The sequence below is a fragment of the Burkholderia sp. FERM BP-3421 genome (assembly GCF_028657905.1).
Classification (GTDB): Bacteria; Pseudomonadota; Gammaproteobacteria; order Burkholderiales; family Burkholderiaceae; genus Burkholderia.
In genome coordinates, this window is record NZ_CP117781.1 from 2,297,739 (window position 1) to 2,319,825 (window position 22,087).

The following is a 22,087-nucleotide window of genomic DNA, read 5'->3' on the forward strand; positions in this document are numbered from 1 at the left end:
CACACCTGTTCGCCTTGTTTTAAAACACACGTTGACTGCAAAAAACCCTTCCCCGCTCGTCCGACCGCATCGCGTTCAGGTTCGCACCAGGCCGCTCATCGGACGCGGCGACGCACCCGCCTGCGAGAACAGCGTCGCGGCCGTGCGCTGCGGATCGAGCCCGAGGCTCTCGGCCGCCGCGCCCGCGATCAGCGCATCGAGCGCCGCCGTGGGGCGAAGGTCGCGGGCCTCGTACAGATCGCCCGGGCGCAATCCCGGCCAGTCCGCGATCACGCGGCCGCCCGTCACCGCGCCGCCGACCAGCAGCGCCGCCGACGCGGTGCCGTGATCGGTGCCGCCCGTGCCGTTCACGGCCGCCGTGCGGCCGAATTCGGTCGCCACCAGCACCGTGGTGCGGTCCCACACCGGCCCGAGCCCGTCGCGCAACGCCGCGAGCAGCGTGTCGAGCCCCTTCAGCTGCGTGGCGAGGCGCGGGTTCTGCGCGCTGTGCGTATCCCAGCCGCCCGTCTCGATCATCGCGAGCCGCGGCCCGTCGTCGCGCGCGAGGAACGTCGCGGCGAACTTGCCGAGCCCCGCCGGGTCCTGCCGCGCCTTGGCATCGCCCGCGAGCCCGCGCGCGGCCATCGCTTCGTCCCACAACGGGCGCAGCTGCGCGTCGCGGCCATACAGGTCGGTCACGCGCGCGAGCAGATCGTCCGGCGCGGGCGGCAGGCCCGACGGCGCGTACGACGCCACCTCGACGCGCCCGCGCAGCGCGGCCGGCACGGTCGGCGCGAACGCGATCGCCGGCGTGCGCGCGGGCGGCAAGAGGCCCGCGAGCCGGTTGAGCCAGCCGTCCTTCACCTGGTACGGCGCGCGGCCGCCCGTTTCCAGCACGTTCTGGCCGTCGAAATGGGAACGGTCGCGGTACGGAGAGGCGATCGCATGCACGAACAACGCCTGCCGCGCCGCGTACAGCTTCGCGGTCTCGACCAGCGACGGATGCAGGGCGAAAGTGCCGTCGAGCTTGGTCGCGGCGGCCGGGTCCACGGCGAGCGGACCGCGCAAGGTCGCATAGGCGGGCTCGGCGTACGGCACGACGATGTTGAGCCCGTCGGCGGCGCCGCGCTGGATCACGAACACGAAACGCTGCTCGGTGCCGGCGCGCGCGAACGCGATGCGCGGCGCGACGAGCAGCGCGCCCGCGCCGGCGGCGGCGACGCGGATGAAATGGCGGCGGGACATCATCGTGCTATCTCCTCAGGAAATCCGGCGACACCATCAACAGCGCGAGCGCGGTCGAGGTGCTTTCGGCGCGCGCGATCGCCTGCGCGGTCGGCGCGCCCAGCGTGCCCGGCAACAGCTGCGCGCCGAGCGCGCGCGGATCGAACGCATCGCCCGCGCGCGCCGCGAAGCGCTGCGCGACCTCGACGCGCCGCACCAGCGCGTCGGGCGCGGCCCAACTCGCGGCCAGATCGTCATAGCCCGCCGGCGAGCCGGGCCGCCAGACGGGCTGGCCGAGCTAGGTCAGCAGCGGCGCGGCGCGCAGGTTGCCCACCTCGCGCCAGCCGAGGCCGCGCATCGCGGACAGGGTCCAGTCCCACGGCGTCTTGAACTTCGCGGGCGCGGGCGACCAGGCCTCGGGGGCGTCGATCAGCGTGCGATATAGCGTCGGGAGATCGCCGCCGCTTTCGGTGAAGCGCGCGGCGAGGCGTTCGACCAGCGCGGGCGGCGGCTGGTCGCCGACGACATGCCGGGCCAGTTGGGTGGCGACGTGCTTCGCGGTGGCGGGTGCGACGGCGAGGTCGTGCAGCACCGCGCGGGCCTGGCCTTCGCCGTTGTCGTCATAGCGCCGGCCGAGCACCGTGCGTGAGCCCGGCTCGTGCAGCGCCGGCCGGAACACGAAGGTGCCCGGGGTCGCGCCCAGGCGCGTCGCGTCCTGGAGGTTCGCGACGCTCCAGCCGGTCAAGGCGCGCGCGAATTCCGTCACGTCCTGCTGGGTGTAGCCGCTGCGCACGCCGAGCGTGTGCAACTCCATGATTTCGCGCGCGAGGTTCTCGTTGAGGCCGCGCGGTCGAGCCGGATTGCGCTGCGCGGCGCGCATCGCGGCCGGGCTGTCGGGGCCGACCGACGCGCTCTGGTCGAGGAAGAACTGCATCGCCGGATGTTGCTCGACGGCGACCAGCATGTCCTCGAAGCGGCCGAGCACGTGCGGGCGGATCGCTTCGCGTTCGAATGCGCCCGCGAGCATCGCGACCTGGGGTTTCTCGGTGGAGACCGCGAAGTGGTTCGCCCAGAAATGCACGAGGCGTTCGACGAAGGGCGTCGGCGTGACGAGCGCGCTGTTGACGCGGGCGTCGACCGCCGAGCGGTAACGGTCGCCGACCTCGGCGCGCAGCATCTTGCGCGTGGCTTGCTGGGCGGGGGTCCGTGCCGGAGGCCGCGGCGGATGTCGATGCCGTAGGGGTGTCCGAGGGGGCTTTGGCGGCGCGGGCGCGGTTTTCCTGCTGGCGGGTTTGCGCGTACGCGCCGAACAGGGTCGCGGAATCGGGTTCCGACGCCCACGCGGCGGATGCCGGGTCGTAATGGTCGAGCTGCGCGCGCAGCCACGCAGCGGGATCGGCGGGCGGCGCTTCGTCCGGACGCGCGCCGAGCCCGAAGCGGTTCATCGCGATCGCCGCTGAGGCCGGATCGGGAGAGGGGGACATGCTCGTTCCTTCGCGCGGGAGAGATGAACGTTAAACGGAGGGGGCGTGGGAATCCGTCGCGGTTGCGGCGAATTTTTTTTGCTTTCCGGGCGTTCCGGTCGAATGCGGGGGTGGCGAGTCGGCGTTCGGTCAATGATATGCGCCGGGATTTCGTATTGGATGGCGATGGGTTGGAGGCTTGCGTATTCCCGGCGGCCCGGTTGATGTCGGCAATTTTTGCGCATCGTAGAATCGATTTCCCTCGCATTCGGTTCGTACAGCCTGCCTATGCCTGCTCCGCGATTCATCCCTGTCCAAATTTCTTGCTCGATCGTGTTGGGCGTCGCTGCCTTGACGGCCGGTGCGGTACGGGCGGATAGCGGAGAGGCGCGCCCGGTTACGGGACAAAGCATGAGCAGCCCCGGTGATATTCCCTCCTCTTCCAATGGGCTGACGGACTGTCGTCCGTTCCTGATCGAAGGGACCGCCCGTTCGAAGGGGCTCGTCGGGAAGTTCTTCGCGGCGGTCGATCCGCGCAGACACATAGCGACGCTCCAGGTTACCGATACGGGCCCCGCGGATTTCTCTTTCGGCGTATCGGGTGCTCGGGCATGGGTCAAGGATGCCGGCGGCATCGTCAGCGACGCGGATTTCGCCGGCTATCGGGAAGGCATCGTGAGCGATGCCTATTGGCTGAGCGGCGGGATAGCGAATAAGTGCTGGCCGGCAAGCATCCGGTCGTCGGGCACCGAGCCGCTCCACGGAACGCCCGCCGACACGCTGCGCGTATCGCCGCAAGGCGGCAAGGCGACAACCGCCTGGATTTCCCGCGTGACGCATCTGCCGCTGCGCTGGTCCCGGAGAGACGAACCGGATGTCGCCTCGACGACCTACTCGGACTATCGTCGCGTTGGCGATCGCGTCATTCCTTTCAGGCAACGCATCGTGGATCGCGACGGGAATCAGTGGGATCTGCGCGCCGTTCGGGTGCGGACGGGCGCTGCCTCGGATCGGGTCGATGAACGCGCCCAAAAACCGGCATCCACGTCGAGCGATCATTGGATCGACGGCGGCGACACCACGACGATTCCGATGGATGGAAGCGGGAAACCACGCGTCAACGTCTTCATCAACGGGAAAGGACCGTTCAGCTTCCTGTTCGACAGCGGCGGCGCGCTGATGATGTCGCGGGCCGCCGCCGATGCCGCAGGACTCAAGCTGTTCGGGAAAGGACAGGAGACGGGGATAACCGGTGCGGCGACCACGATCCGCTTCGCGAAGATCGGGGATCTGCGCATCGGGTCGGCCCATCTGCGAGATCAGTTTGTTTCCATCAGGGACGGCGCTTCGAATGGCGTCGCCCCGCAGGATGCCGGGTTGATCGGCTATGAAGTGCTTGCGCGGTTTACAACCACTTTCGATTTTCCCAACCGGACGATCAGCCTCTCGCTTCAACCTGGAGAGGCGACGGCCGGCGGTTCGGCGGCTTCTGTCATCGCGCTCGATCACACCGTGCCCGTGGTGGAAGGCGCGATGAATGGCGTGGCCGACTATTTCTGGCTCGATACCGGATTCAATGGAGCGCTTCTCGTCAATCGGACGTTCGGTATCGCGCATCCCACGGCAATGCCCGAGCGGCTGTATGACATCGGGGGATCGCTGTCCGCCGTGGGCGGAGGCAGCACGATCCAGGCCGGGCGAATCTCGTCGGTCACGATCGGAACCGTGACCTTTGCCGATGTCATCGGCATGTTTTCCAGCGTCGACAGCGGACTGAACACCGATTCGGAATTCGCCGCCGATGTGGGCGACGCATTGCTGGGGTCGTGCGCCGTGACGTTCGATTACAAGGCGCGGCGGCTGTGGATCGCGCAATCCGATGTGTCTGGCCGCCCCCTTCCCTCGGCTTATAACAGAGCGGGTTTCGGGATCGAGTATGCGAACAGCGGTGTGGCAAACGTCAGCTATGTCAGGGAAAGTTCGCCGGCGGCCGAGGTCGGGCTGCGGGAAGGCGATCGCGTTATCGGGATCAATGGGCGGGAGGTATCGGGGGCCGTGGTGTTGGCGATCAAGTCCAGGCTTAGGACGCGCGATGACGCGCCTATCAGGCTCACGGTTTTACGGGCGGGTTCGGTTCTCGAGTTGGCGGTGCAGCCAAGGGATTATGTGCAGTAAGGAAACCGTCAGTGCTGCATCGCCGAATGGTTGCTTGGCGGCGGATGTCAGCCATGTTCCTCGGAACATGGATGCCTTGAAATTTCGCTTACCCCTTCATAGGATTATGGTCAATCGACCGCATCAATCGATGAGAGTATTTCGAGCGGCGAACATGGCAACGGGGCAAAAAGCTGCGTCTGATGCAGCGAAGATTCTGCGTGATCCGACGTCCACGAAATCAGAAAAATAGACCGGCCGTCGTGTGACCTACGGGAGTACGCATTCATGAATGCAAACGCTGCGGCCGGTAACGGTTTGGACCAGATCATCCAGCACGTATTCGTGCTGATGCTGGAAAACCGGTCCTTCGACCATCTGTTCGCGCTGTCCGGTATTCCTGGAATCGTCGCTGCTACCAATGGAAACGCCAATACCTACAACGGTGCTACCTATGCGTTCGGCGACGGCGCGCCCGACCCGATGCCCACTGATCCCGGGCATGAATTCACGGATGTGCTTGAGCAGCTGTGCGGCGCGAATGCGAAGTTTCAACAAGGGCAGCCCTATCCCTCCGTCGACAACTCCGGTTTCGTCTCGAACTATGCGACCACCCGGACTCAAGGCACGCCGCCGCAAAGCGGCGACGTGGGGGCCGTCATGAAAGGCGTCGACGCCCGTACGCAGTGTCCCGCGCTGTTCCAGCTTGCGACGGAGTTCGTGCTTTGTGACGGGTGGCATTCGTCGTTGCCCGGTCCGACCTGGCCGAATCGTTATTTCCTGCATGGCGCGTCGTCGGCCGGGCTCGATCATTCGCCGACCTCGGCGGAAATGGCCATATGGGAGAACCTGGATGGCTTCGGCTATCCGAAAGGATCGATTTTCGATGCGCTCGGTAAAAGCTACTACCGCCTTTATCAGGATCATCTAGGGGACCTACTCGGCCACATACCGCAGGTCGCGTCGATCAAGGGCATCAGTTTTACGGATGTCGACGACCTGTCGCACTTCGAAGCGGACCTCGCCTCGGGGTATACGGCTCGCTATACGTTCATCGAACCGGGTTACGGCGATGTCGTGAGCGATACCTATGAGAACGGGAGTTCGCAGCATCCGATGGACACTCTTGCCGCGGGTGACCAACTCGTTGCCCGTGTGTATGGCGCGATCCGTAACTCGCCGTTGTGGGATCGGAGCCTTTTGCTGATTCTTTATGACGAGCATGGTGGCTTCTACGATTCAGTTAAGCCCGGTCACGCTGTTCCTCCGAACGACGGCGCGGCCGCGACGCTGAACGCCAGTGGATTCGGATTCGATGTCTATGGCGTGCGCGTTCCCGCGATCGTTGTGTCGCCTTGGGTTGCTCAAGGGCAGGTCGATAACACACCGTACGATCACTGCTCGGTGCTCGCGACTGTTGAACGCCTGTTTGGCCTGCAACCGCTGACGGATCGTGACGAGAATGCTAGGGACGTGCTGTCGCTGATCACTCATACGTGTCGCCAGGACTGCCCGACGAGTATAGGAACATGAACAAGACGACATCCGCGCATAAGCGCGACCATGAACGCGTGCCCGAGTCCAGCACGTTGATGGGGCTGCTGTACGTGCTGCGCAAGGCCCACGTGGATCTGGTCGGCAAGGACGCCGCGCACCAGCGCTTCGCGCGAGTGTCAACGCGGGGCGATGCGAGAGAGTACATCAAGGAACTGATGCCGCGGCTCTTGAAGGAGCGTGAGATACGGCGGCAGAGGGAGCACGGCCCTAACAAGTAAAAGAGACATCGTGGAACACCGGGGGAACGCAAGACTGACTGTCGGTATTCGGGCAACCTCTCTCGCTTATCAAATCCATGGAATCCGCCATTCATGCGACTGCTTCACTTCAATCACTGCCTCAGGAGGAACATCAAATATATAACGAAACACGCCGACTTTTCGACCCAACAGGTTGGTACACGAATGTACCAACCACTGTTCGGAGTTGCGCATATAGAGGACTGGCAGAACGCACAGCATCTTAATTTTTAATTAAAATCAGTAACTACTCCAGAGACACGCCAATCATACCGAACATTCAAACATGAAAAATAAATATCAAATATAAATAATAATATCTCCGAAATAGAAACTGGGATTTAATTAAATCAATAACGAATTATCTACCCAAGCATATTTCCGTCCGATCTTTACGTCGCAAATTTCATTCGCTTAGCAAAAATTCGCCAACACCTTGTCTCTTTCGACTCCGCGGAGGGGAACCATGAAGATTCTTGCGCGATTATTCAATATCTTGAATTTTTCCTCTACAATTTGGGCTACACTACTTACAGGCTGTGGCAGTGCCGTAACGGCAATTGATCTCAGTCGTGTGCAAGACGTGCAAACCGACATTAAACGACAAGTGGGTGTCTATCTAGTCCAGAAAACCCGACAACCCTCACAGAAATTCGCAAGCCCCAAGGGTGGTGGATTCTGGTGCGGTGACGGTTCGATCGACTTCAATATCACAAGCATCAAGGTGACTTTGTTGACAAAACTCGATACGACTATTTCCGGAAATGCCAGCGGCAAGATCACCCCGGTGCTGACTATCAAACCATCCCTCTCAACCGAGAACGTAGCTACCAGCACGTTGGTGTTTAACGAGTGGCTCGAGCCGTCTGGTTACTATGCCGATATCTATAAGGATACAAAGCTTCAGAATACAAGTCTCGACGACGCCCCCATTGCTAAAGCGCTCCTGCTTCTACGGGCTGATCTGATAGAAGCGGCACAGAAAAATAGTGCGAACGGTGACCCGCTACCTTGCTTCTCTGCTTTGAACCCGCTGGCGCCTCAAGCAGATCTAGGAAATACATTTCAACTCGATATCACTTACCTAACCGACGCGAATGGTCAAGTACAGGTAGGTGTTGGTCCGTTTACGGTCGGAGGTGGAGTAGAGTCAAAGTTGACAGACGAGAACACCATTACTGTCAGCTTTGTGCCGAGCGCCGATGTCATTCTTCCGGTTGGTAAACACGTAGTCGCAGCAAGCGAGAAAGCGGCAATTCACATATCGGTCGGCCCGAATCCATTCTTGCGAAGCACGGCCTGGGCTGTCGACGACGATGGCACCGCGGCACTCATTAAAGTCTCTGACACGGCGGCAGTCGCACCGGTTTTGGCACCTGCTGCAGCGCCAGCGGCACCAGGCATGGCAACCTCAAACGGACCTTACACGCTATGCGGTGATCCTGATCATCCGGGCCTCGTGGTGTACTGCGACATCCATGGCAATGTAGTCCCACCCAAGATAATCAGGCACCGTACAATGGACATTCCCCTTCAACTTCAGTGACGGTGGCCACGACGCAAGAAATGCCGAACGGAGCACGGCGATTCGCCGACGGTATCGGGCACCAGCGTGGCGTCACCGATAAATCGGGCAATTTCCCGCGGTGGATTGAATGACATGAATGCGAGACGTGAAATCCATAGAACGGAACCCGATGCGCCCGCAACGAAGCTGCACACCTGACCGCCGGCATCCTCTCACGAAGAAAAGAAGCGTCCATTAAGACTTCACAAATACAACCAAACCTCCCCCCTCACTGCCCAGCCGCCCCCGGCTTCCTCGGCGCCGGCAACCGCCACTGCCCATTCTCGCGCAGCCCTTCCGCGAACTTCGCCCGTTCCTGCTGCGTCAGCGTCCCCGCAAAATCCGCCACCCCTTGCTCGACCCGCGCACGCAACGCACTATCCGCTTCCCTGGTCCGAGCAAGCGCCGCATCGAGCGCGGCACGATCCAACTGCGGCGCGGCCAACAACCCCAACACATCCTGCCGCCCGTCATGCCCGGCGCGCGCAAACGCCTTCCCGTCATGCCGCGCATCCTTCAACGCATCGGCGAACGCCTCCTGGCGCGCATCAGACAACCCATTCGCAGCAAACCTCAACGGATGCGCCTGCGCCGGCGCCCCCACCTTCCCATGCCCCCCCGCATACCACGCATAAGCCGCCCCGCGATCCCGCCCAGCAGGAACGCATTGACGATCACCGACCCGAGCAGGGTGAATTTCAACGAGCGGTCGTTCATTCGCCGCTCCATTCCGAGGCATGTCCGAACCCGGTCGCCAGATACGACGATTCCGGCGCGTCATACCCGCCACGCGTTGCCCCGGTCACGAGCATGAACGACACCATGAACGCGCAAGCCACCCCGCCCACAATCCCGATCCCCGCCAGCGCGACGCCAGGCCACCCAAACCCAACCCACCTCACCCGCCCGGCCCGCACCGGCGCCCCGCCACGATCCGACGATAGAGCGCCTCATCCGGCCGCACCGCCACATCACACGCGAGCCAATCATCGAGCGACGCAGCGGCCTCAAGCATCCCCTCCGCCTCGCGACGATGCGCACTGGCCCACGCCTGCGCATCATCGCGCTCGGAAAGCGGCCAGCGGGCCGCGTCAGCGCCGTAGGCGTCGACGATTGCACGGAATCTCTCGGGTGTCATCGCAAGTCCTCTTCGGGGCCGCTGCCGGCCAGTTGTGCGCGCAAGCCGCGCCGCGCGCGGGCGAGCAGGCTTTCCAACGCGTCGACGCTGATCCCCATCAGCGCCGCGGCCTCCAGGTTCGACAGCTCCTGGTAGTAATTCAGCACCAGCGCCTCCCGTTGCCGCGCCGGCAGCGCCGCCAGCGCGGCGCGCACCCGCGCATCGCGCGCGCGGGATTCGAGCCGCGCATCGGGCGTCGGGCCGGGGTCGGGCGTCTCGGGCATGACCTCGACCGGCTCCTCGCGGTGCCCGCGCAGCCGGTCATAACACAGGTTCAGCGCGACGCGATGCAGCCACGTATCGAACTTCGCTTCGCCGGTGCGCCAGCCCGGCGCCTGCTTCCAGACGCGCACGAAGGCCTCCTGCGCGACGTCCTCGGCCTCCATCCGGTCGCCGAGCAGGCGCGTCGCGAGCGCGAGCAGGCGCGGCAGCTTGCGCGCGACGAGCGTGCGCACGGCGGCCGGATCGCGCTCGCCGACCCGCGCCACCAGTTCCGCGTCGGGATCGTGCTCGTTCAACGGCGCACGCTCCGCGCACGGCCGCCGCGCATCCGAACCACGGCGATGCGGTGATTGCTCACCTGGAAACTCCCGGAACGAAAGGACAAGGGCCGGCATAGGGTTGGGCGCGACGCGACCGCGCGCGCCTCGTCAATATACGACGGCCGCGCGGCAACAAGCCGGCGCGGCAAAGGGCGCAACACGGGTGACAAGGCGCGACATGCGGGTTTCTCCACGCGGGGGGCCGACGCGGCCCCGTTGCGGATTAAACGCCGCAGGCGGCAAAATCCGTCGCGGTCCGCCAAGATTTTTTTCGACGCCCAGCCCGCCCCGCCCCCACGCGCTCAAATCGCGTTGCGCGGCCGCTCGCCGACGTCCCCGAGGCAGCACGCAACCACCTCCGCATCCTCGTCCCCGAGACTCAGGTACACATGCCCGACGCCGCTGTCGAAATACAAGCTATCGCCGGCCTCAAGCCGGAACGCGGCGCCCGTCTCGAAGCGCAATTCCAGTTCGCCGCTCAACACGAACACGAACTCCTCCCCCGCATGCCGGATGTACTCGGGGAAATCGCTCAGCGCGCGCGCGTGGATCCGCGCGCGCACCGGCACCATGCGCTTGCCGATCAGGTCGTTCGCGAGCATCCCGTAGGCATAGTTCGGCGTGTCGTAAACCATCTGCCGCCCCCGCCGCCGTGAACGACGGCGCGAGCGCGCCGCCCGGCGGCGTCTCCGCGCGGCGGAACACCGCGTCGAAGTCGAGCCCGAGCGCCTGGGTCAGCGCCGCGAACTTGTCGTAGGTCAGCGCGATATCGCCCCGCTCGGCCTTCGAGATCGTCGAGACCGCAATGCCCGAGCGCTCGGACAGCGCCGCGAGCGTCAGGCCGCGCGCCTTGCGCGCGTCGCGCAGGCGCGCGCCGACGGTCTGGTGGTCGAGCTGCGTCGGCTCGGCGGGCGAAGGCGGAAAGACATCGGTCGATCGGGGCATGCGGATACTCGGCGGACTGCGCGTGAATACAGATTTTGTCATATACGAGAATTACTTTTCTCGTATATGACAATTTTCATCGAAATCGCCACGGAAGGGACGGGATGATCACTCTAGCATCGGGCGGCCCGCCGCCAGCGCCCGCTTCCTCCGAACGCCCGGCTGCCCGCGCCTCGCGGCGAGCCGGCCGCCCCGCGCCGTCCGGCGCGGTCGCCCGCTTTTTTCCACCCCCGCCCGCCGCCGCGGCCGGCGTCTCGAAGGTCGCCATCATGTCCCGTGAAATCCAGCGTCTCCAGACCGGCGCCCGCATGAGCCAGGTCGTCATCGCGAACGGCATCGTGCCTCTCGCGGGCCAGGTGCCCGACAGCGCGGGCGCGCCGCTCGCGGTGCAAGCCGCCGAGGTGCTCGCGCGCATTGACGCGCTGCTCGCGGCGGCGGGCGTCGACAAGCCCCGCCTCGTCACCGCCAACGTGTGGCTCAGCGACGCCGCGCACTTCGACGCGTTCAACGCGGTCCGGGACGCCTGGGTGCCCGCCGGCCACGCGCCGACCCGCGCCTGCGTGCAGTCGCGGCCGATGAAGCCCGGTCTCGACGTGGGGATCGCCGTCACCGCGCTCGCCTGAGCCGCGCGCCCACCAGGAACCTCCAATGAAATTCGATACGCTCGTCCTCGGCGGCGGCATGATCGGCGTGTCCGTCGCCGTGCATCTGCAACAGCGCGGGCTGTCCGTCGCGCTCGTCGAGCGCGGCGCGCCCGGCGGCGAGACGTCGTTCGGCAACGCCGGGCTGATCCAGCGCGAAGGGGTCTATCCGTATGCGTTCCCGCGCGGCCTCGGCGCGCTGCTGCGATACGCGCTGAACGGTTCGCCCGACGTGCGCTACCACGCCGCCGCGCTGCCGGCGCTCGCGCCGTTCCTGTATCGCTACTGGCGTCATTCACGGCCGGACCGGCACGCGGCGATCGCGCGCGCCTATGCCCCGCTGATCGCGCATTGCGTGAGCGAGCACCGCGCGCTGATCGGCGCGGCGAACGCCGGCGAACTGCTGCGCGACGGCGGCTGGCTCAAGGTATTCCGCAGCGCCCGCGCGCGCGATGCCGAGACCCGCGACGCCGAACGCTGGCGCACCGAATACGGCGTGCGCTTCGACACGCTCGACGCGGCCGCGCTGCGCGCCGCCGAACCCTCGCTCAATCCCGCGCTGATCGGCGCGCTGCGCTACGCCGATTCGTGCTCGATCAGCGATCCGCAGGCGCTCGTCGCCGCCTACGCCCGTTATTTCGAGCGACTCGGCGGGCGCGTCGTGCGCGGCGACGCGCTGACGCTCGAAGCCGGCTGGCGCGTGCACACCGACGCGGGGCCGCTCGACGCGCACAGCGCCGTGATCGCGCTCGGGCCCTGGTCCGACCTGCTGTGCGCGCGGCTCGGCTACGCACTGCCGCTCGCGGTCAAGCGCGGCTATCACATGCACTACGCGCGGCAACCGGGCGCGCGCCTGAACCGCCCGGTCCTCGATGTCGAGCACGGCTATCTGATCACGCCCATGACGCGCGGCATCCGCCTGACCACCGCCATCGAGCTGGCAAGCCGCGACGCACCGCCCACGCCCGTCCAGCTGAACGCCGTCGAGCCGGTCGCGCGCGACCTGTTCCCGCTCGGCGCGCGCGTCGACGACACGCCCTGGCTCGGCTGTCGTCCCTGCACGCCGGACATGCTGCCGGTGATCGGCGCGGCCCCGCGCCACCGCGATCTCTGGTTCGCGTTCGGCCACGCCCACCATGGTTTCACGCTCGGCCCGGCCACGGGCCGGCTGCTCGCGGACCTGATGACGGGCGCGCCGCCCTTCGTCGATCCGCGTCCATTCGCCGTCGAACGGTTCCTGCGCGGCCGCTGATCCGGCGCCGCGCCCCCAACGGGACGCCGCCGCCATCGCGGCCGGCGTCCCGTGCAACGGACCGCCCGGTCGCCGGCCGTGAAGTCGATAAAACACGCATGCGGCGCTGGCGCGCAACGGCTGAAGGCGCGCGCGCCGCATGCATGCCGTGCACGGTCCGCTGAGCGAATTTCAGCGCAGGGCCGGCGCGCGGCGCGTACCATGCAAGACCCGCGTTTCCCGCAGTCCGGGGCTGCTTTTTCGTCGAGTCGAATCGTATGTCCGATCCTTGCTTCCGCATCGTTTCCCCGCATGATCTCGCGTCGTGCCATGCCATCGAGGCGTCCGCCTACGAAGGCGACGAAGCCGCCACCCGCGAGAAGATCGCCACGCGGATCCGCCGGTATCCGGCCGGCTTCCTCGTGATGGAGCAGGACGGCGAGGTCATCGGCTTCATCAACAGCGGCTGCGCGCATGAGGTCGTGATGTCGGACGAAGCGTTCAAGGAGCTGGTCGGGCACGATCCGGACGGGCCGCGCGTCGTGATCATGTCGGTGGCGATCGATCCGCGTCACCAGGGGCGCGGCCATGCCACGCGCATGATGCGCGCGTTCGTCGAGCGCATGAAGGCGCTCGGCAAGCGCACGCTGCATCTGATGTGCAAGGACCGCCATGTCGCGCTGTATGAGCGGCTCGGCTTCCGTTACGAACGGCCCTCCGCGTCGACGCACGGCGGCATGGCGTGGCATGAAATGAGCATGACGCTCTGAGGGTTCGAAAGGGGATGCGGCCGGCTCGACTGCCGGTCGCCGGCCCTGCGTACGCGATGTCCGGTGGCGATCCGGGCGCATTCACGCTCGATGAAATCGACCGGAGCCTTCGGCGACGGAAATCGCCGACGCCCGATGTCCGGCGCCCGATGTCCGTGGATCGAACCCGGTCTGCCGAGACGGCGCGGTGACGTCGGCCGGGCGACACCACCGCGCGTTGCCGACGGCCGCCTTCGGCGACCGTCACCACCGCCGCGAAACGCAAGCCGCCCTCATCCGCGCCCGACCATCGCCCTCAGCACCCCATCCCGCCGGATCAGCCCGTGATAGAGCGCGGCGGCGAAATGCGCGAGGAAGGTCGCGAAGAACAGATAGGCCAACAGCCGATGCGCGACCCTGAGCCACGCAAACGCCACCGGATCGGCCGGCACCAGCGCCGGCAGCTGCACGCCGCCGCCCAGCGTCACCGGATAGCCGCCGGCCGAGAGCATCGCCCACCCGATCAACGGCATCGCGACCATCAGCGCATACAGCACGAGATGCGACCCGTGAGCGGCGAACTTCTGCCACCCGGGCAGATCCTCGGGCAATGCCGGCGGCGTCGACGCGAGCCGCACCACGATCCGCACGCACGCCAGCGCCAGCACGGCGATCCCCAGGGGCTTGTGGATCGCCACCAGCACCGCATGCCGCCCGGAGACCGACGACACCATCCCCACGCCGATAAACAGCATCGCGACGATCATCGCGGCCATCACCCAATGCAGCACCCTCGCCGGCCAGGCAAATGTCGTAGAAGCCTTCATCACCGTCCCTCCGCACTCAATCGCGCCACGCCCGCCACGCCGGCCTCTTCGCTGGTCCGCCGCAGATACGAATCCGCATAGGCCGCCGACCTCGCCGCCAGCAACGGATCCTCCGATACCTGAATCCCCTGCGGCAGCACCGTCGGGTCGTAGTTCACATCCCGGCACGGCCCGCTGTCCTGCGCCTCCACGCGGTCGAGCACGAGCGTCCCCGCATCGATCGTCGTCCGCTGCGCGGGCCAGACCTTCGTCGCGTCGTCCACCGGGTCGCCGGGTTCCGCCAGCGTGACCAGCAGCTTCCATTTCTGCGCGCCCATCGCCATGCGCTGCGTCACGTCCTGCTGCAACACGTTCGGATCCGCGGCCGTCGCGACGTCCCCGGCGCCCGCCGCCTGCTCCGGCACGACCCGCCACCGCACCGCCTGCCGCCGGCCGTCCGCGTCGACGAAGTAGAACGCATTCAATCCGTAATAACTTTCCGTGACGTAACTCGCGCTCGGCTTCGCCCCCTTCACCCACTGCAGGAACGCGCCCGTCTCCGGATGCCCGCCGAAAAACGCCTTGGCCTTCGCCGGATCGGGCTTGCCCGTCGCCGGATCGGGGTGGGTCGCCACCGTCAGCGCGTAAAACGCCTGCGGCGTCGCCACGGGAAACACGGGCATCGCGTTCATTCCGGTCCGCCATTGCTCGCCGTCGGGCGCGGTCAGCTTCAGCGCGAGGCTGCGGATCGGCACGCTGCTGTCGGCCGCGTAAGGATTCCCGCCCGGCAACGCGAAGCGCCCGACCACCGGCGTGCGCACCGCCTTGAAGAACGGCGCGACCGAATACGCGCTCGCGGCCCCGTTGCCTTCGAAATAGCCGGTCACGCACACGCCCTTCGCGTGATTGCGCCGGTAACCCGGATGAACGCCGCCGTTGGCCTGCAGCGCATCGACGAGCCGCTGCGGGGTCAGACGCGCGGGCGCGAGCCACCCGCCCGCATACCCGAACGCGACGGCCACGCCGGCCACCGCGCCGCCGATCGCGGCCCAGCGCCACCACCCGCGCCCGGGCTCGCGCTGCGGCGAAGAAGAGGAAGAAGATCGCTCCATGAATGTGTGCTCCCGATCGTCAGATCATTGTCGAACCCGCGTAGGACGCCACCCGCACCGCTTTATTCCACGAAAATTTTTTCCTCTGCTTGATGGAATAATAGACACCGACCGGCGTCTTACGCGGCATCTCGACCCTTTCGGCAACCGGCCCGGCCATGCCCTCCACCGCCCTCGACGACGACGCCTTGCGCGAACTCATCCCCAGGCTGCGACGCTTCGCGCTCTGGCTCGCGCGCGACGTCCACGCGGCCGACGATCTCGTCCAGTCGACGCTCGAGCGCGCGCTGTCGCGCTGGACGAGCCGCCGCGACGACGCCTCGCTGCGCAGCTGGCTGTTCACGATCCTGTATCGGCAGTTTCTCGACGGCAAGCGCAGCGCGAAGCGCTACGCGTGGCTGCTCGGCCGTCTCGGCGACGACGATGAGGCGCACTGGCCGTCCGCCGAGCGCGAGTTCGCGGCGCGCGCGACGCTCGAAGCGTTCGGCCGGCTCTCGGACGAACAGCGCAGCCTGCTGCTGCTCGTCGCGGTCGAGGGCTTCAGCTACCAGGAAGTCGCCGACCTGCTCGACGTGCCGATCGGCACCGTGATGTCGCGGCTCTCCCGCGCGCGCCAGGCGCTGCGCCAGCTCAGCGACGGCGAGCTTCCCGCTCCTTCTCTCCGCCTGATGAAGAAATGAACATCCCTCCGAACGAACACGACCTCCAGGCCTATGTCGACGGCCAGCTCGACGATGACGCGCGCGCCGCGGTCGAGCGCTTTCTCGCGCTGCATCCGGCGCGCGCGGAACAGGTTCAGCGCTGGCAGCAGGACGCGCAGCGGTTGAGGGCGGCGCTGGAGAGCGTGCGCATGCCGGCCGACAACCCGGCGCTCGATCCCGCGGCGCTCCGCGCGCGGCGGACGGAACGCGCGCGGATGCGCCTGGCGATGGCGGCTTCGTTGATTTTCTGCATCGGACTGGGGACGTTCGGCGGATGGCAGGCGCGCGGGTGGAACGCGCCGACGCCCGTCGCGCCGATGAGCGATGCGGTCGAGGCCTACAAGATGATGGTGGTCGATCAAACCGCGCAGGTGGATTACCGGCCGGCGAGCGCGGAGGATTTGCAGGCATGGCTCGCCAAGCGCGTGGGGGCGTCGGCGAGGCTGCCGGACCTGGGCGCGGCCGGGTTCAGGCCGGTCGGCGGGCGCTTGTTCGCCACCGAGCGCGGCGCGGCTGCGATGGTGCTCTATGAGGACGACGCGGGCCGCAAGCTGAGCTTCTACCTCCGGCCGCCGGAATCGGCGCACCGGCTGATGGCGGCCGGGGAGCGGGTGGACGGCGCGTTGCTGGCGCGGTATGGATCGGTGAACGGGCTCAATTTCGCGGTGGTCGGGCCGGCCGGAAGCCTCGGCGAAAAGGCACTCGCGCAGGCGCTCGACCAGCAGACTTGAGCGGCGCGATGCGCGCCGCTCCGTCCGTGCCTGGCAACCGCCGCCGACAAGAACGACGGTTCAGCCTGTCCGGACGGCCGGAACGCAGCATGACCCACTGACTTGCATGGGGACGATGCGCGTCGCGTCGTCCCGGTTGCGCGCGACGCGCGTCGAACACGGGCAGGGACAGCCGGCGCGCGTCGCCCGGCCTTCTCCCGCCGCCCCTCGGCCGGCATCCCGCCCGCCCCGCTAACGCGATCGGCGCGCGCCGGCGAAACGATCGGGACTGCACGGCGCGAGCGCGCGCGGCGTGCCGCCGAGCCGCAGCGCATCGGCGACGAGCCGCCCCACGGCCGCCGCCAGCGTCACCCCTGAATGCATGACCGCGACGTACAGGCCCGGCGCATCGGCGCACGTGCCGATCACGGGTGCGGCGTCGGCCGGCATCGGACGCCGGCCGACCGCGACCTCGCCGAGCGTGGCTCCCTCCGCGCCGCGCAAGGTGCGCCGGACCGCGTCGAGCGCGCGCCCGGCAATGGCCTCGGGGCCATCCGGGCCATCGTCGTCGAGATAGTCCTCGGCCAGCACGAGCGAACCGTCCGCCGCCTCGCGCGCTTCGAAGTCCCGGTTCGACACGATGGTCCGCAGCCGCCCCGGCGGCGCGGCCACCCGGATCCGGATCGCCGGCGACGTGTCCACCGGCAGCACGACGCCCGCCGATGCGGCGAGCGCGGCCGTCCGCACGCCGGCCGCGAGCACCACCGTGTCCGCGTACAACACGCCGCCGTCGACCTGCACGCCGGTGACGCGCGCGCCGTCCCGACACAGCGCGTGCACGCGGGTCTCGCCCAGATAAGCGGCGCGATGCGCACAGGCGCGCTCGACCAGCAGGCGCGCGACCGCTTCCGGTTCGAGCGCGCCCTCGTCCTGCGCATAGCGCGCCCGCTCGGGCGGATCGACCAGGTTCGGCTCCAGCCGGCCGACCTGTTCGCGATCGAGCCACGCGACCCGCGCGATCGGCTCCGCGCCGCCGGCATCGGCGCCGTAGGTCAACGCGCCGCTCCAGTTGACGAGCGGCACGCCCAGCTCGCGTTCGAGCCGCCGATACTCGGTCACCGCGAGCGCGCGCAGCACGGCGGCGGCGGGCGGCCCGTCCGCGCCCGGATTGATCCAGCCGAAGGCGCGCCCGGTCGCGCCCGCGCCCGGCGCGTCCTGCTCGACGAGCGTCACGCGCACGCCCCGGCTCGCCAGGTGATAGGCGATCGACGCGCCGACGATGCCCGCCCCCACCACCACGATCCCGTCCGTCATCCCGTTTCTCCGTGTTGTCGCGCGGCTTGCCCCGTGCCGCGTCTGTCGTGCTGCCGCCGTGTGGTTCTCGGTGTTCTCCCGCGCATGCGGCGAAACACGCGCGGGAATGCCACCGCTTCAAGTCGCCGGATCGTTCAAGCGGCGCATTCTCGCCGCGCGCGCAGGCTCGCCTGCCCCGCACGCCCGGGGCCAGCGGCAGCGCACCCCCGCGCCGCGCCGCCGTCCCGCCCGACGCCCGCCGCACTGGCTGACGAACCGGTTGCGCGCGCATCCATGCGTGTCGCCGCATGACCCAGGCTCGCGACGCTCCCGACGATCAGGATCAGCAACGAGAACATCGCCGTGCTGCACCGGACGCGCACCAGCACGCGCCCGACGGTACGCCAGCGTACTCCGAAAATTCGCTTCATGACGGTGTCCTGTGAAATCGCCGGTATACCTCCGTTCAATGCGCGCGCAACCAACGTTCGATGAGCTTGCGCAGCACCGGCGCATGCGTGCGCACCTTGAACCCCGGCGCGAGCACGATGCGCCCGATCGCGCCTTCCGCGAGGGCGATCAGCCAGGTCGCGGCCAACTCCGGCTTCAGGCTCGCATCGATCGCGCCCTGCGCGATGCCGCGCCGGATCAGCGCCGCCATGCCGTCGGTCACGCGCGCCTCGTTCGCGGCGAACAGCGCGGCGATCTCGGGATTGCGCGACGCCTCGGCCGCGATCTCGATGCTGATGCGCGCATAGGTCGGCTCGCTCCCGAGCTTCATCATCTCGACCGCGATGTCCGCGATCGCCTGCAATGCATCGGCGGCGTCGGCATGGCGCGCGAACAGGGCGGCCATCTCGCGCTGGTCTTCCTGCGCGATCGCCTCGATGATCGCGGCCTTGCTCGGGAAATAATGAAACAGGTTGCCCGGGCTCATGTCCGCCGCCGCGCAGATTTCCGCCGTCGAGGTGCCGTGGAATCCCCCGCGCGCGAAGCATTCGATCGCCGCGTCGAGAATCCGTCGGCGTTTCGCTTCCACTTTTTCCGGATCGACTTTTCTCATTGCCCACTCCCTGACTGGACGAACATCGCATTCTTTAATAGACTGACTGCTCGATCTATTATTTATCGATGCGCATCGGGGCGTCAAGCGCGCCGTGACAGCCAGGCCGTCCCCGCCGCCATCGAGCATGAACGCCTTTGACCCGTTCCTGGAGCCCGTCCTTGAAGAAGACCCTCACCCGCGTCATCCTGCCGGCGCTGCTCGTCGCGTTCGCGTTCGGCGCATGGGCCTGGCGCGGGTTGTCCGACTTCGAGTTGCAGGATGCCGACAGCACCCCGCTGCGCTTTCGCGCCGGCCACGCCGAGCTGGCCGGCACGCTGGTGCTGCCGCGCCACCGGCGAGCAGCGCCGATCGCGCTGCTCGTGCACGGCGACGGTCCGCGCACGCGCTTCGATCAAGACCACTACCTGCCGCTCGTCAACAGCCTGCTCGCGGCGGGCATCGGCGTGTTCTCGTGGGACAAGGCGGGCGTCGGCGACAGCGGCGGGGACTGGCTCGATCAATCGATGGCGGACCGCGCGGACGAGACGCGCGCCGCATGGCTGCGCGTCCGGGAGGCCACCGCGGGCGCGCATCCGATCGGCCTGCTCGGCTTCTCCCAGGGCGGCTGGGTGGTGCCCCGGGTCGCGAGCGCGTTCCGGCCGGCCTTCTCGGCGATCGTCGGCGGCGCGGTCAGCTGGCGCGCCCAGGGGATGTACTACACGCGGCAGCGGATGGAAGCGCAGGGCGCCGACCGCGCCGCGATCGAGCGCCGCCTGCGCGCCGAATACGCGGACAACGACCGCCTGTTCGGCGCCGCGCACGCGCCGGCCGATCCGCGCGCGCGGCCCGACATCGCACCGCGCCGGTTCCGCTTCATCACGCTCAACTACGCGGAGGATGCGACGTCCGCGCTCGCGACGATGCAAGGCCCGGTGCTCGCGCTGTGGGGTGCGTGGGACCGCAACGTCGATCCGATCGACGAAGCGAACGCCTATCGCCGCGCCTTCGCCGGCCACCCCGACCATCTGGCGGAGATCGCGCCCGGGGCGACCCATGCGCTGCTGCGCGCGCGCTGGTTCGACTACCAGCTCGAATCGGACTGGCCGCTGTGGAAGCAGGCCCTGTTCGCGTGCCTGGGCAGGCGCGCCTACGAACCCGGCGCGCTCGCGCGGCTCACCGGCTGGATCAACGCGCAAGCCGCGCCCGGCGCGGATTGAATCATCTTGTCTCCCGTCTTCGTCCTTTCTTCTTTTCTTGATACCCCAATGAAATCGCTACGCTCGATTTGCTTCGCGTTCCTCAGCGTGTGCCTGTTCGAAGGTTGCGCCACCGGCGTCATGTCGAATCACCCGGAATACACGAACGATCCGGAACGCCGCTCCGGCAACATCCGCCCCGCCCGTCTCGGCGGCCGGCCGGGCTGGCTGTAACGTCCCCCTCACGCGAAACCCACCGGACGCGCCCGCGCGCGTCCCCCGCTCCGCCGGCGGCGCCCCTTCCCCTGCCGCCTCGCCTGCCATCCGTCCCATGACGCCTGCTCCATAGGAACGTCGGCGACGCGCACCCAGAATGGATTCACCGCGCCCTCCCGCGCGGCGCGGACCGTGCATGCCGACGATCCGCGCCACGCACGGCGCGTCCGTCCCGACCGAATCCATCGACATGCGCACACTCTTTCGCCACCTGAAGCGCCCGCCGCTGCTGCCCGCCTTCATCGTGCTGCTGCTCCTCGCCGGCGCGGCCGCGCACGTGCTGCCGTCGCACCACCTGCGCATCGCGGCCGGCCCGGTCGACGGCAGCTATTACCAGACCGCGCGCCAGTACCAGCAGTTGCTCGAGGCGCACGGCTATCGGGTCGACATCGTGCCGATCGCCAACACCGACGAGATCGGCGCGCGCGTGGCCGATCCGCGCGCGCGCCTCGACCTCGGTTTCGTCGCCGACGGCCATGCGGCGGCGGGCAACAGCGCGCTGATCCCGCTCGGCGACATCCAGCTGCAGCCGATCTTCGTGTTCGCGCAGCGCGACGTGGCGACGGCGCGGCCCGACGCGTCGTTCGCGGACCTGCGCGGCCTGTCGCTCGTGCTGCCGCCCGAGCACAGCCTGACGAGCCGCACCCTGCTGCGCATCTTCGCGCTCAGCGGCATCGATGCGGGCAACACCCGCATTGCATTCCTGCCGCTGCACGACGCGATCGAGCGCCTCAAGACCCATGAATTCGACGCCGGCCTGTTCATGCTCGGCGCGGACAGCGCGCTGATGGCGGACCTCGCGAAACGGCCGGACCTGACGCTGATGCCGCTTGCGCAGCGCGAGGCGATCACGAAGAAGCTGCCGTTCCTGAAGGAGGTCCACGTGCCGGCCGGCATCTACGACCTGCAACGCGACGTGCCCGAGCGCGACGTGCCGCTGCTCGCCGCGACGATCTCGGTGGTCGCGCGCAGCGACCTGCCGCCCGCGACCGCCTACGCGGTGCTCGCCGCGATGCGCGACGCGCACCGCGCGGGCAGCTACGTGAACGGCCCGGGCGAATTCCCGCGCGACTCGGGCGGCGCGGGCCAGACCAACGGCTTCGTCGACACCTTCTACGCGAGCGGCGTGCCGTGGATCTACGCGCACCTGCCGCCCGCCCTCGCGAGCGTGATCGACGCCTATCTCGCGCCGCTCCTCGCGCTCTGGCTCGCGACCAGCGTGTTCAAGGTCATCGGCGAACTCGAGAAGATCCGCCGCATCGGCGTGCATGCGCTCGCTCACGGCGCGCTGTGGTGGCTGCGCCGCCGCGACGCGGCAAGCCGGCCGCTGTCCGCGCGCGCCCGGGCGCTGCTGCAACGCATCGAGACCGGCATCGAGAACGAGCGGCAGGACATCGGCGACCTGCTCGCCGAGCTGCGCGCCGCCCGCGTCCTGCACGAGACCGCGCTGCCCGCGCGCGGCTGATCCCCTCGCCATCGG

General features: G+C 67.7%; 19 protein-coding genes and 3 pseudogenes. 12 read left to right on the top strand and 10 right to left on the bottom strand.

Annotated elements, in window-relative coordinates:
* Positions 1-75 precede the first annotated feature (75 nt).
* Positions 76-1,227, bottom strand: coding sequence for a DUF1501 domain-containing protein (locus Bsp3421_RS13030; RefSeq protein WP_273996364.1), 1,152 nt, complete (start codon positions 1,225-1,227; stop codon positions 76-78).
* Positions 1,228-1,231: 4 nt separating this feature from the next.
* A pseudogene (locus tag Bsp3421_RS13035) lies at positions 1,232-2,687 on the bottom strand (DUF1800 domain-containing protein).
* 390 nt (positions 2,688-3,077) lie between these two features.
* On the opposite strand from Bsp3421_RS13035, the gene Bsp3421_RS13040 reads away from it, so the two are divergent.
* The 4 genes from Bsp3421_RS13040 (at position 3,078) to Bsp3421_RS13055 (ending at position 8,162) form a co-directional block, all read left to right on the top strand.
* Positions 3,078-4,841: an aspartyl protease family protein gene (locus Bsp3421_RS13040; RefSeq protein WP_273996365.1), complete on the top strand. Its 1,764-nt coding sequence runs from the start codon at positions 3,078-3,080 to the stop codon at positions 4,839-4,841.
* A 267-nt stretch (positions 4,842-5,108) separates the two neighbouring features.
* Complete coding sequence (locus Bsp3421_RS13045) at positions 5,109-6,353, top strand: alkaline phosphatase family protein (RefSeq protein WP_273996366.1); 1,245 nt, start codon at positions 5,109-5,111, stop codon at positions 6,351-6,353.
* Entirely contained in the window at positions 6,350-6,595 is a 246-nt protein-coding gene (locus Bsp3421_RS13050) for a hypothetical protein (RefSeq protein WP_273996367.1), read from the top strand. Before Bsp3421_RS13045 ends, Bsp3421_RS13050 begins: the two co-directional genes overlap by 4 nt.
* Positions 6,596-7,082: 487 nt before the next feature.
* Positions 7,083-8,162 (top strand): hypothetical protein, encoded by a 1,080-nt coding sequence (locus tag Bsp3421_RS13055; RefSeq protein ID WP_273996368.1) that lies wholly within the window; start codon positions 7,083-7,085, stop codon positions 8,160-8,162.
* 250 nt (positions 8,163-8,412) lie between these two features.
* Here Bsp3421_RS13055 and Bsp3421_RS13060 read toward each other — a convergent pair.
* The 3 genes and pseudogenes from Bsp3421_RS13060 to Bsp3421_RS13075 all read right to left on the bottom strand — a co-directional run bounded on the left by Bsp3421_RS13060 (position 8,413) and on the right by Bsp3421_RS13075 (position 10,847).
* A pseudogene (locus Bsp3421_RS13060) lies at positions 8,413-8,900 on the bottom strand (periplasmic heavy metal sensor).
* A 417-nt stretch (positions 8,901-9,317) separates the two neighbouring features.
* Entirely contained in the window at positions 9,318-9,977 is a 660-nt protein-coding gene (locus Bsp3421_RS13070) for an RNA polymerase sigma factor (protein ID WP_273996369.1), read from the bottom strand.
* 227 nt (positions 9,978-10,204) lie between these two features.
* Positions 10,205-10,847 (bottom strand): annotated as a pseudogene (locus tag Bsp3421_RS13075) (helix-turn-helix domain-containing protein).
* Between the two features lie 269 nt (positions 10,848-11,116).
* Between Bsp3421_RS13075 and Bsp3421_RS13080 the strand changes: the two are divergent.
* The 3 genes from Bsp3421_RS13080 to Bsp3421_RS13090 all read left to right on the top strand — a co-directional run bounded on the left by Bsp3421_RS13080 (position 11,117) and on the right by Bsp3421_RS13090 (position 13,489).
* The gene (locus tag Bsp3421_RS13080; protein ID WP_273996370.1) at positions 11,117-11,470 is read left to right on the top strand and encodes a RidA family protein; all 354 of its coding nucleotides are present in this window, start codon (positions 11,117-11,119) and stop codon (positions 11,468-11,470) included.
* Between the two features lie 25 nt (positions 11,471-11,495).
* Positions 11,496-12,740 (top strand): NAD(P)/FAD-dependent oxidoreductase, encoded by a 1,245-nt coding sequence (locus tag Bsp3421_RS13085; RefSeq protein WP_273996371.1) that lies wholly within the window; start codon positions 11,496-11,498, stop codon positions 12,738-12,740.
* A 257-nt stretch (positions 12,741-12,997) separates the two neighbouring features.
* Positions 12,998-13,489, top strand: coding sequence for a GNAT family N-acetyltransferase (locus Bsp3421_RS13090; RefSeq protein ID WP_273996372.1), 492 nt, complete (start codon positions 12,998-13,000; stop codon positions 13,487-13,489).
* A 272-nt stretch (positions 13,490-13,761) separates the two neighbouring features.
* On the opposite strand, the gene Bsp3421_RS13095 is transcribed toward Bsp3421_RS13090, so the two are convergent.
* Positions 13,762-14,295, bottom strand: a complete 534-nt coding sequence (locus tag Bsp3421_RS13095) for a cytochrome b (RefSeq protein ID WP_273996373.1) — start codon at positions 14,293-14,295, stop codon at positions 13,762-13,764.
* Entirely contained in the window at positions 14,295-15,386 is a 1,092-nt protein-coding gene (locus tag Bsp3421_RS13100; protein WP_273996374.1) for a catalase family peroxidase, read from the bottom strand. The genes Bsp3421_RS13095 and Bsp3421_RS13100 overlap by 1 nt, the downstream gene beginning before the upstream one ends.
* Positions 15,387-15,544: 158 nt before the next feature.
* Between Bsp3421_RS13100 and Bsp3421_RS13105 the strand changes: the two genes are divergently transcribed.
* A complete protein-coding gene (locus tag Bsp3421_RS13105) occupies positions 15,545-16,066 on the top strand; it encodes a sigma-70 family RNA polymerase sigma factor (RefSeq protein WP_252987964.1) in 522 nt (173 codons plus the stop codon).
* Positions 16,063-16,818 (top strand): anti-sigma factor family protein, encoded by a 756-nt coding sequence (locus Bsp3421_RS13110; protein ID WP_273996375.1) that lies wholly within the window; start codon positions 16,063-16,065, stop codon positions 16,816-16,818. Before Bsp3421_RS13105 ends, Bsp3421_RS13110 begins: the two co-directional genes overlap by 4 nt.
* 231 nt (positions 16,819-17,049) lie before the next feature.
* Here the strand turns inward: Bsp3421_RS13110 and Bsp3421_RS13115 are convergent, their stop codons facing one another.
* The 3 genes from Bsp3421_RS13115 to Bsp3421_RS13125 all read right to left on the bottom strand — a co-directional run bounded on the left by Bsp3421_RS13115 (position 17,050) and on the right by Bsp3421_RS13125 (position 19,282).
* A complete protein-coding gene (locus Bsp3421_RS13115) occupies positions 17,050-18,111 on the bottom strand; it encodes an NAD(P)/FAD-dependent oxidoreductase (protein WP_273996376.1) in 1,062 nt (353 codons plus the stop codon).
* 134 nt (positions 18,112-18,245) lie between these two features.
* A complete protein-coding gene (locus tag Bsp3421_RS13120; protein ID WP_273996377.1) occupies positions 18,246-18,521 on the bottom strand; it encodes a hypothetical protein in 276 nt (91 codons plus the stop codon).
* A gap of 35 nt (positions 18,522-18,556) precedes the next feature.
* Positions 18,557-19,282, bottom strand: coding sequence for a TetR/AcrR family transcriptional regulator (locus Bsp3421_RS13125; RefSeq protein WP_273996378.1), 726 nt, complete (start codon positions 19,280-19,282; stop codon positions 18,557-18,559).
* Positions 19,283-19,314: 32 nt separating this feature from the next.
* On the opposite strand from Bsp3421_RS13125, the gene Bsp3421_RS13130 reads away from it, so the two are divergent.
* The 3 genes from Bsp3421_RS13130 to Bsp3421_RS13140 all read left to right on the top strand — a co-directional run bounded on the left by Bsp3421_RS13130 (position 19,315) and on the right by Bsp3421_RS13140 (position 22,072).
* Positions 19,315-20,352, top strand: coding sequence for an alpha/beta hydrolase family protein (locus tag Bsp3421_RS13130; protein WP_273996379.1), 1,038 nt, complete (start codon positions 19,315-19,317; stop codon positions 20,350-20,352).
* A 48-nt stretch (positions 20,353-20,400) separates the two neighbouring features.
* Positions 20,401-20,565 (top strand): hypothetical protein, encoded by a 165-nt coding sequence (locus Bsp3421_RS13135; RefSeq protein ID WP_273996380.1) that lies wholly within the window; start codon positions 20,401-20,403, stop codon positions 20,563-20,565.
* A gap of 232 nt (positions 20,566-20,797) precedes the next feature.
* On the top strand, positions 20,798-22,072 hold the full coding sequence (locus tag Bsp3421_RS13140) for a TAXI family TRAP transporter solute-binding subunit (protein WP_273996381.1): 1,275 nt from the start codon (positions 20,798-20,800) through the stop codon (positions 22,070-22,072).
* The last annotated feature ends 15 nt before the right edge of the window (positions 22,073-22,087 follow it).